The sequence below is a fragment of the Hymenobacter ruricola genome, from assembly GCF_015694525.1.
GTDB lineage: Bacteria > Bacteroidota > Bacteroidia > Cytophagales > Hymenobacteraceae > Hymenobacter > Hymenobacter ruricola.
The window spans coordinates 42,187-52,506 of the sequence record NZ_JADQDM010000025.1; the positions used below are offsets into that span (position 1 = coordinate 42,187).

Sequence of the window (10,320 nt, forward strand, 5' to 3'; positions counted from 1 at the left end):
AGCAGAAGGGCCTCAAGCGGGCATAATGCAAAAAATGCGTTTAAATCTTCGCCAGAAGATGCAGATAAATCAATTTAAGCTGACGGGTTTGCGTGTGCGGGCACTCTCCACAATATTTTTTGCGTGTGCGCACACATTTTTTCTCCAGGCAGGTTGCTTCGTGGTTAGGAAGTAGTTATGTTTGAAAGAAAATAACTATCAATTATTCTAAATTTTTCATTTTAGAATTAAAGGGCGGGGCAGCTGCCTCGCCGGATTAGTTAGGCGGCTGGCAACAGCGGCCCGGCAAGTGAAGGCGCCTCTATCGGCGTGGTTATCGGAACGATTAAACGCTAAACGACTTCACCCCAACATGGCCACGCCTTGCCCCAACCAGTGCCCCAGCTTCTTGCACAACTGCCCGCTTCACTGGGGCACTAGCTACGGGCCAGCCGGCTAGCGCCGGCTTGGGCCTCTGTTCAGACTCCGCAAGGCGGAGCAGGCCCGCCGCATTCTTAATGCCTTGCCAGTCAAGCTCTGCCTTAGCGGCACCTTGGAGCATTGGTAGGGCGCACTTCAGGCGCCAGCCTAAGAAATTGTGTTGTCACGCGTTTTCCTTTTTAATCCCACCCATTTCAAGGATATGAAAAAAACTACTTGGTTTACCATTTTACTGCTCCTGGGCCTGTATGGCTTGGCGCAGGCGCAAACCCGAACGGTATCGGGCAAAGTCACCGACGCCAAAGGCGGCGCATTGCCCGGCGTCACGGTGCTCGTGCAGGGCACCAACCAGGGCATCAGCACCAACGCCGAGGGCACGTATTCCATTGCCGTGCCCGAAGCAGCCACGCTGGTCTTCTCGTCGGTGGGCTTTGAGGCCCGCACCGTTCCGGTGGGCTCGCAGGCGGTTATCGACGTGACGCTGAGCGAAAGCGCGCAGGCGCTGAACGAGGTAGTGGTGACGGCGCTGAACATTTCGCGCGAGCGGAAAACGCTGGGCTACTCGGTGACCGAAATTCAGGGCACCTCGCTGACGCAGGCCCGCGAAAACAACGTGACCAACTCGCTGGTGGGCAAAGTGGCCGGCCTGAACGTGAACTCGACGGCCGGCGGGCCGGGCTCGTCCAGCAACGTCATCATCCGGGGGGTGTCGAGCCTGAACCAGACCAACCAGCCGCTCTACGTCATCAACGGCGTGCCGGTGGAAAGCCAGCCCAGCGTGGCCAACACCGGCGGCCAGTACGACAACTCCCCCGATTTGGGCGACGCCATCTCCAACATCAACCCCGACGACATCGAAACCATTTCGGTGCTGAAGGGCGCGGCCGCGTCGGCCCTGTACGGCTACCGCGCCAAGGCCGGCGTGATTCTGATTACCACCAAAAGCGCCAAGGGCAACGACGGGCTGGACTTCAACAGCAATTACGTGGCCGAGAAAATTTACAACCTCACCGACTGGCAATACGAGTACGGCCAGGGCGCCAACAACGTGAAGCCCACCACGGCGGTGGGGGCCGCGCAGGTGGGCAACTCCAGCTGGGGCGGCAAGCTCGACGGCTCCAACGTGATTCAGTTCGACGGCACCACGCGGCCTTACGTGGCCCAGCGCGACAACCTGAAGAACTTTTACCGCACGGGCAGCAGCTGGACCAACACGGTGGCGTTCAACAAGAGCTTCACGGGCGGCTCGGTGCGCCTCTCGGCCAGCGACCTGGCCAACAAGTCGGTGGTGCCGAACTCGGGCCTGGACCGCCAGACGTTTAACCTCGCCGGCACGTTCGACCCGTTCAAACACTTCACCATCGACGCGCGGGCCAACTACATCCTGGAGCAGGCCAAGAACCGGCCCATCCTGGCCGACGGCGCCGGCAACGCCAACTTCAACGTGGCCTTTTTGCCCACCAGCCTCGACGTGCGCACCCTGCAGCCGGCCACCAAGGCCGACGGGACCGAACTGGTGTACAACACGGGCAACCCCTACAACACCAACCCCTACTTCGCGGCCTACAACTTCGTGAACAACACCAAGCGCGAGCGCCTGCTCTCGACGGTAAGCGCCCGCTACACGTTTGAAAACGGCTTGTTTTTGCAGGGCCGGGTGGGGCGCGACGCCTACACCGACCGGTTCACGGCCGTGACGCCGTCGGGCACGGGCTACCTGCCCGCGGGCAAGATTACGGAGTTGACCACCCAGTTCACCGACCTGAACGCCGACGGGCTGGTGGGCAAAACCTTTAAAGTAGGGGAAGACTTCTCCATCACGCCCAACCTGGGCGCCAGCTACCGCCGCACCAAATCGGAGGCGTTCCAGAACATTGGGTCCGATTTGGCGGTGTTCGGCGTCAATACGCTCGGCAACGCCAAGAACAAGTCGGCCCAGAGCTTCTTCAGCGACCAGGAAATTCAGTCGGTGTATGGCTCGCTGGATTTGTCCTACAAAGAGTTCCTGTTCCTGACGGCCACTACCCGCCGCGACTGGTTTTCGACGCTGGCCACGCCGGGCCTCGACAACGACCTGAGCGTGACCTACCCGGCGGTGAGCGGCTCGTTCGTGTTCTCGGAGCTGTGGAAGCCGGAGTTCCTGTCGTTTGGCAAAATCCGGGCGGGCTTCTCGAAAGTGGGCCAGGCCACCAATCCTTACCAAACCCAGTTGAGCTACGCGTTTCTGCCCCAGACGCTGAACGGCCTGCCGCTGGGCACCATCAGCCCCGACAATGTGAACATTCCGAACCGCAACCTGCTGGCCTCCACGGCCACCGAGGTTGAAATCGGGACGGAGCTGGCCTTTGTGCAGAACCGCGTGCGCCTCGACCTGACGTTTTACAAAAAGAAGTCGACGAATGAGATTGTGTACGCGCCGGCTTCCATCAGCTCGGGCTACCAGGGCGCGGTGCTGAACGCCGGCGAGATGGAGAACAAAGGCGTGGAAATGCTGCTGACTTTCCTGCCCGTGAAAACGACTGATTTCACTTGGACGTCGTCGCTGAACGGCGCCTACAACAAGAACACGGTCCTGTCGCTGGCCGCCGGCCAGGAGCAGTCGGTGTACGCCACCTCGCGCTCGGGCGTGGGCTTCGTGGGGCAAATTGTGGACAAGCCTTTTGGCCAGGTGCTGGCCTATGACTACAAGTACAACCCTGACGGCAGCGTGGCCACCACCACCAACGGCGTGCCGGTGCGCGGCGACCTCACTGCCTACGGCACCGCCTTCCACCCCCTGACGGCTGGCTGGAGCAACGACTTTGCCTTCAAACGCATCAGCTTGGGCGTGCTGATTGACGGGAAATTTGGCGGCAAGATTTTCTCGGCCACCGACTACTACGCCACCGTCTTCGGCTTGCGGAAGGAAACCCTGGTGAACCGCGAAGGCACTTTCGGGGCCGACAAGGTGGACGCCGCCACCTACTACGGGACCCTGGCCAACAACGTGTCCAAAGACTTTGTGCAGGACGCCAGCTTCATCAAGCTGCGGCAGATTACGCTGGGCTACGCCTTTCCCAGCGCGCTGTTCGGCAACCACATTCAGCGCTTGAACCTGAGCCTGGTGGCCCGGAACCTGTTTTTCATCAGCCGGAAAACGGACAACATCGACCCCGAAGGCAGCTACAACGCCTTCTCGCAGGGCCTGGAGCTGGGCGGCGTGCCGCCGTCCCGGACCTACGGCGTCAACCTGAGCGCCAAATTCTAGCTGCCCGCAACCCTGGCTTTTCATTCCCTCTCCATGAAATCTGTCTTCAACAAATACACCGCCGCGGCGGTGAGTGCGCTGCTGCTGAGCAGCGGCTGCACCAAGGAATTCGACGACATCAACACCAACCCGTCGACTTACACCCAGTCGTCATTCGACGCCAACTACCTGCTGACCACGGCCCAACTGGGCTACACCGGCAGTTCCGACTTTGCGTATGACACGTGGCGGGCGAACCTTATTTACAGCTCGACCATGATACAGGGGCTGTCGACGGTGGTGAGCTACTGGGCGGGCGACAAATACCTGCTCAACGAGTCCTACACGGCCGCCTACTGGGGCGGCACCACCGTGGGGGCCTACGTGGAGCAGGTGAAGCCCATCACCGACATGGTGCAGTTCACGGCCGACAAGCCCCGGTACAAGAACCTGCACCAGATTGGCCGCATCATGCGTGCCCTGATTATGGAGCGCCTGACCGACCTGTACGGCGACGTGCCCTACGGCGAGGCAGGGCAGGGCTACTACACGGGCGTCATCACGCCGAAGTATGACAAGCAGCAGGCCATCTACGCCGACTTGCTGAAGGAAGTGGAGGACGCCACCGCCGCGCTGGACCCGGCCGGTGATATCCCAACCGGCGACGTGTACTACAAAGGCAACATCGACCAGTGGAAGCGCTTCGGCAACACCCTGCTGCTGCGCATGGCCATGCGCCTGACCAAGGCGGATGCGACCACGGCGCAGGCCTACGCCACCAAAGTGCAGGGCAAAACCATGCAAAGCAACGCCGACAATGCGTTCCTGACGCACGACATTTCGGGGGCTCGCGTCACGCAAAACCGCAACAGCCAGGTGCTCCTCGGCGACGGCGGCCAGGAGAACTACTACGTGAAGTGGTCGAAAACCTTCATCGACTACCTGCAAACGAACAACGACCCGCGCCTGTCGAAAATCGCCGTCACCCAGCTCTACCTCACCGACGTGACCAAAAACCAGAACGCGGCCGCCAACTCCAGCGCCGCCGCGCAGAAAGGCATGCCCAACGGCAAAGACCTGAGCGGCCGGGCGGGCTTCGACATTTCGACCACGCCCGGCTACACCTCGTTTCCGGATTATTCGTCGCCCAGCCCGGGCATGATTAAGCGCAACGGGCCCACGTTCGTGCTCACCTACGCCGAGTCGGAACTGCTGCTGGCCGAAGCCGCCCAGCGCTGGGGCCTGGGCAGCGCCGCGCAGCACTACAACGCCGGCGTGACGGCCGCCAACACCTACCTGAGCCAGTACGACGCCGCCATGACCGTGGCCCCGGCCGACGTGGCCACCTACCTCGCGGCGCATCCCTACACCCCCGCCACGGGCCTGGAAATGATTAACACCCAATACTGGGCGCTGACCAACACCATGCTCGATTTCTACGAGTCGTGGATTAACTGGCGCCGCAGCGGCTTTCCGGTGCTGACGCCGGTGGTGTACCCCAACAACGCCACCAACGGCCAGATTCCGCGCCGCTTTCCTTACCCCACCACCGAAATCACCAGCAACCCGGACAACTACCGGGGCGCCAGCGCCGCCGTGCCGGGCGGCGACAACCTGAGCGGCCGCGTGTGGTGGGACAAGTAAGCCAAACCTACTTCCTTTCTGAGCCTGAAAACAACCGCCTGCCAAAAGGGAGCTTCGCCGAGAGGGAAGCTCCCTTCTGAGCCGGTGGTAGCTCAGACTGTCGCTTCAAGGATTGTTCAGGCAGGCGCGAAAAGGTAAATCAACCCTAAACTTCCGCTGTCGCGGCTCAAGGCCTTGAAATTGATACCGCATACTACACGTCGTGCTGGGCGCAATCGTTGACGCCGCCACTGCTGCAATTCCTTGGCGGCTGCAAAAGATGTCGGCACGTTTCGGTGAAACGAGGTGGGACTAGTTTCGAAACGTGAGGCGCTGCTTCGGTTGCGCTCAGCACGACGTATTGTTTATCACTGCCGCTTCTGCTTTCCATTCCCAGCCCTTTATGCCCTTTTCCCTTTCCACACCCCGCCGGCTTGGCTTGCTGCTAGCCGGCTTTTTGGCTACCCACCAGGTGCTGGGCCAAAGCGCCGAAGCCCCGGCCCAGCGCCTGGGGCTGGTGCCGCTGCCGCGCGAAGTGCAAGCCCCGGCCGGCACGTATGCGCTGCCCCAGAAAATAAGCATTTACGCCCGCAGCAAAGACGAGCAGAACGTGGCCGGCCTACTGAAGGAAATGCTGACCGCCCTGGGCAAAACCGTGACCCTGACCACCAGCCGCCCGGCCGCGCAAATTGTGCTGCTGACCGCGCCCCAGCCCAACCCCGAAGGCTACCAGCTGGCGGTGGACCATGCCGGCATCCGGATTTCGGCGGCCGGTGGGGCGGGGCTGTTCTACGGGGCCCAGACGCTGCTGCAGCTGCTGCCGCCCCGCCCGGCGGCCACGGCCGGCGTGCCCTACGTGCGCATTGCCGACGAGCCGGCTTTCCGGTGGCGCGGGGGCATGCTCGACGTGAGCCGGCATTTTTTTCCGGTCAGCTTCGTGAAGAAGTACATCGACTTCCTGGCCGCTTACAAGCTCAACACCTTCCACTGGCACCTGACCGATGACCAGGGCTGGCGCATCGAAATCAAGAAATACCCCAAGCTCACGCAGGTCAGCGCGTTCCGTAAGCAAACCCTGATTGGGGCCCAGCAGCTGTTCAAAACGCCCGCCGATTTTAAGTACGACGCCACGCCCTACGGCGGCTTTTACACCCAGGAGCAGATTCGCGATGTGGTGGCCTACGCCCAGCGGCGCTACGTGACCGTGGTGCCCGAAATTGAGATGCCGGGCCACTCAGTGGCGGTGCTGGCGGCCTACCCGGAGCTGGCCTGCAAGCCCGGTACCTACGAAACCTGGACCATGTGGGGCGTGAACGAGGACATTGTGTGCCCGACCGAGCCCACCATTCGCTTTTTTGAGGACGTGCTGACCGAGGTGTGCGCGCTGTTCCCAAGCCCGTACGTGCACATTGGCGGCGACGAAGCCCCCAAGGCCCGCTGGAAGGAAAGCGCCGCCGTGCAGGAAATCATGAAGCGGGAAGGCTACACCGACGTGGAAAAGGTGCAGGGCTGGTTCAACCGCCGCATCGAGAAATTCCTGACCAGCAAGGGCAAAAAGCTTATTGGCTGGGACGAAATTCTGGAAGGCGGCATCGCGCCCAGCGCGGCCGTTATGAGCTGGCGAGGCGAAAAAGGGGGCGTGGAAGCCGCCAAAATGGGCCACGATGTCGTCATGTCGCCCTCCACTCACCTCTACATTAACTACGGGCAGAGCCCCCAGCCCCACAGTCCTTACGAGCCCCTGATGATTGGCGGCTACATCCCGCTGGACGTCATCTACAACTACAATCCGCTGCCAGCCGAACTTACCCCGGCCCAGCAGCAGCACGTGCTGGGCCCCCAGGCCAACCTCTGGACCGAGTACATCACCACGCCGGCCGCCGCCGAATACATGCTGTTTCCGCGCCTGCTGGCGGTATCTGAAGTGGCCTGGACCCCGGCCGCCCGCAAGAGCTACGCGGCTTTCGTGCCGCGCATGAGCCAGCAGTTTGCCCGGCTCGACCAGAAGAAAATCAACTACCGCGTGCCCGAGCCGCTGGGCCTCGACAGCACCAGCGTGGTGAAGCAGGGCGGCAAGGCCGTGTTCACCCTGCGCTCACTGGTGCCCGGCGCCCGCATTCACTACACGCTGGACGGGCAGATGCCCGACGAAACCGCCGCGCTCTACACCAAGCCGTTGGCCGTGCCCCTGAACAACCGGCTCACCGTGCGAGCCGTCACCATCGCGCCCAACGGGCGCAAAAGCCCGCCGGCCGAGCTGCTGGTGAAATAGCCGTCCGGCCCACGCGTCATGAAAACAGTTCAACCCTCATTCCCACGGGTGACAACTCCCGTGCAACGCCAGCAAACCCTAATGGTGTGGGCGGTAGCCTTACTAGGGCTGCTGGCGTTTTGCTCCGATGCGCAGGGGCAGCGCCGGGTCATTGTGGGGTATTTTCAGAACTGGAACAACACCAGCGCCCCCTACGTCCGGCTCCGTGATGTAGACGCGCGGTACAACGTGGTGGACGTTTCTTTCGCCACTCCCGTGTCGGCCAGTGACATGACGATGACCTTCGCGCCCACGCAGCAACCCAAAGCCGAATTCATCGCCGACATGCGCGTGCTGCAAGGCCAGGGCCGGAAGGTATTGATTTCCGTGGGCGGCGCCAACGGTCCCGTCGAACTCAACACCACCGCCGACAAAGACAAATTTGTGTCGACGATGAAAGCGCTGATTAGCGAGTACGGCTTCGATGGCTTCGACATCGACCTGGAAGGACATTCAGTTATTCTGAACGCCGGCGACAGCAACTTCAAAAGTTCGACCACGCCCAAAATCGTGAACCTGATTGCCGCGGTCCGGGACATCACCACCTATTTTCGAGGATTGGGCAAGGACTTTTGGCTGACGGCGGCGCCCGAAACGCAGTACGTGCAGGGAGGCTACGGCAGCTACGGCACCGCTTTCGGCAGCTACCTGCCGGTGCTGTACGGCCTGCGCGACCTCCTCACGTTCGTGCACGTGCAATGCTACAACACCGGCCCGCAGCGCGCGCTCGATGGCCGGATGTACGGGCAGGGCACGCCGGATTTCATCGTGGCCATGACCGATATGCTGCTGCGGGGCTTTCCGGTGGCTGGCAACCCCGCCGAGGTATTCCCCGCCCTGCGCCCGGACCAGGTGGCCTTCGGCTTACCCGCTACCGGCACCGGGGCCGCGCCCGCCGGCGGCTACGTCACGCCCGACGACCTTACCCAAGCCCTTGCTTATTTGGTCAAGGGGGTTTCTTACGGCGGCGCCTACGTGCTTGCGGCTTCGTACCCCAACCTGCGTGGCGTCATGACGTGGTCAATCAACTGGGACAGGCCGCAGGGCAACCTCTTCGTGGCCAATGCGAACAACTTTTTCAGCGCGCTGGATAGTTTCAACACGCCGCCCGCCGTCGGGCCCGCCGGCCCCGGCCGTCCACAACCCAAGCGGCCCACCCGGCATCACGCTCATGGTCAACCGCATTGATGCCAAAAGGACCCTGGATAAGGCGACCTTCTAGCTGGGCACTATGCTGCGGCTGGCGCGGCGGCCTGGCAAAGGCGGCACCAACAGCGCCCTGCGTCAACGCTTTCATGGGCGCGTGAGGCGTTGCACTTTGTTCCTGGTTAACAAATATTCGCGGTAGCACTTCTGACGAAAGCCCGTGAATACAAAGCGCTGATTAATGAGACAAGTAAGAGCGCGGTACCGAACCAGGCGCCTGCTGAAGCAATTACTGCTTTCCCAGAAACGATAGCAATGGCGATAGTCTTTACGGGTGCTCTTCTCGTCATCGTCCGATTCCGTAAGTTCCTCGGCCACATAGCCCGCTACGTTGCGTGCAAAAAGGGTATGCTCCCGCTTCTCTTCCTGGCAGGCGTCACGGGCAAACGCGCACCGGTGCTTGAACACAACCTCGGCTGATTCCACTTGCCACACGCGCCCGTCCGCTGCGTAAGCAAAGCGGCGTTGAACGAGCCGGTCTTCGGGCTCTGCTGAGTGCGCTGGAAAAGATGAATGGCCGGCGAAACTGAACGCTTCCGCGAGTCGGCCTCGGGCATCGTACCGCTACGCCAGCAGGGCCGACGTATCGTTGTGCGCACCGAGCGTGAGCCCGTGGACGAGCCGGTGGGCCCGGTCGTAGGTATACCGCGTGAGTTGGCTTCGTGTTCCGCGTTCCGTGGTGACATACGCCACGCACAGGCCGCGCCGATTATAGGCGTACGCCCCCCGGGAAGTCTCTTCGCCATGGTCGTCGAAGTACCGCACTTCTTGGAGCACGCCGCACTTCTTGGAGCACGCCGCAGTGGCCGTACCGGCGCTCGGCAACCAATGCCGGTCAGCGGGCGGCTGGTCCCGCTTGCACCAGCGGGGAGTGCAAAACGGCTGGCAGGTCCTAGAGGCGGGCGATGGACCGAAACAGGTTGGTGTTCACGGTGGGAGAATCGGCGCTGTCGAGCGCCTCCCGCACGTATTCGCGCACGGTGCGCCTCCACCAACCGTAGTCGTAGTCCGTGGTTTTAACGCCGACGTACACGGTGCCGGTAATCATGGTGAGGTAGCCCCGGGCCAGTAGGCGCCCACGTACTAACGGTAGGACTTGAACACAACCCGACCCTGCCGGTCGTAGATGAGCACATTCAACAAGGTATCCCCGGCGAACTGTTTCACCCGCCGCAAGGCGCGGGGAGGATGCGCGTTGTCGGCAATGTCGTTGTCCATGGCGTAAAGCGTCCTGGGCGCCGGTTCTGCTTCAAGCGCGACACTCACCCGTTCACACGCGACGACCATCCCGGCGAATGCGAAAGGCCAGAAACAAGGAGGCGGAAAAACAGCTATGGCAAAAAGCAACAAACCGGACCGGCATAGGGCCTTTATTGCAAAGAAACCATTCCGAGGCGCTGTATATTCAAACGGTCCCAAGGTAAACGCGCGCTGTCCAGAATTAAGAGGATGTTTACTAGGTTGCACGGACAATTATCTTTGTGTTCGTGAGCAGTCTGGACGAAATCAGTGACCGTGCGTGGGCGGCTTTGGC

At 61.6% G+C, this 10,320-nt stretch carries 6 protein-coding genes; 4 read left to right on the top strand and 2 right to left on the bottom strand.

Annotated elements, in window-relative coordinates; all coding sequences use genetic code 11:
* Positions 1-622: 622 nt before the first annotated feature.
* The 4 genes from I2H31_RS24235 to I2H31_RS24250 all read left to right on the top strand — a co-directional run bounded on the left by I2H31_RS24235 (position 623) and on the right by I2H31_RS24250 (position 8,768).
* The gene (locus tag I2H31_RS24235; protein ID WP_196295648.1) at positions 623-3,667 is read left to right on the top strand and encodes a SusC/RagA family TonB-linked outer membrane protein; all 3,045 of its coding nucleotides are present in this window, start codon (positions 623-625) and stop codon (positions 3,665-3,667) included.
* 33 nt (positions 3,668-3,700) lie between these two features.
* Positions 3,701-5,290: a SusD/RagB family nutrient-binding outer membrane lipoprotein gene (locus I2H31_RS24240; protein ID WP_196295649.1), complete on the top strand. Its 1,590-nt coding sequence runs from the start codon at positions 3,701-3,703 to the stop codon at positions 5,288-5,290.
* Between the two features lie 382 nt (positions 5,291-5,672).
* Positions 5,673-7,541: a beta-N-acetylhexosaminidase gene (locus I2H31_RS24245; protein WP_196295650.1), complete on the top strand. Its 1,869-nt coding sequence runs from the start codon at positions 5,673-5,675 to the stop codon at positions 7,539-7,541.
* A gap of 18 nt (positions 7,542-7,559) precedes the next feature.
* Positions 7,560-8,768, top strand: a complete 1,209-nt coding sequence (locus tag I2H31_RS24250) for a chitinase (protein ID WP_196295651.1) — start codon at positions 7,560-7,562, stop codon at positions 8,766-8,768.
* A gap of 910 nt (positions 8,769-9,678) precedes the next feature.
* Here I2H31_RS24250 and I2H31_RS24260 read toward each other — a convergent pair.
* Both I2H31_RS24260 and I2H31_RS25560 read right to left on the bottom strand, forming a co-directional pair.
* Complete coding sequence (locus tag I2H31_RS24260) at positions 9,679-9,834, bottom strand: hypothetical protein (RefSeq protein ID WP_196295653.1); 156 nt, start codon at positions 9,832-9,834, stop codon at positions 9,679-9,681.
* A 35-nt stretch (positions 9,835-9,869) separates the two neighbouring features.
* Positions 9,870-10,004 (bottom strand): hypothetical protein, encoded by a 135-nt coding sequence (locus tag I2H31_RS25560; RefSeq protein ID WP_262895815.1) that lies wholly within the window; start codon positions 10,002-10,004, stop codon positions 9,870-9,872.
* Between the last annotated feature and the right edge of the window lie 316 nt (positions 10,005-10,320).

Coding starts and splice junctions, on each gene's coding strand:
- I2H31_RS24250 (WP_196295651.1), top strand. CDS start 7,560: ATGAAAACAGTTCAACCCTCATTCCCACGGGTGACAACTCCCGTGCAA.
- I2H31_RS24245 (WP_196295650.1), top strand. CDS start 5,673: ATGCCCTTTTCCCTTTCCACACCCCGCCGGCTTGGCTTGCTGCTAGCC.
- I2H31_RS24235 (WP_196295648.1), top strand. CDS start 623: ATGAAAAAAACTACTTGGTTTACCATTTTACTGCTCCTGGGCCTGTAT.
- I2H31_RS25560 (WP_262895815.1), bottom strand. CDS start 10,004: ATGGACAACGACATTGCCGACAACGCGCATCCTCCCCGCGCCTTGCGG.
- I2H31_RS24240 (WP_196295649.1), top strand. CDS start 3,701: ATGAAATCTGTCTTCAACAAATACACCGCCGCGGCGGTGAGTGCGCTG.
- I2H31_RS24260 (WP_196295653.1), bottom strand. CDS start 9,834: ATGATTACCGGCACCGTGTACGTCGGCGTTAAAACCACGGACTACGAC.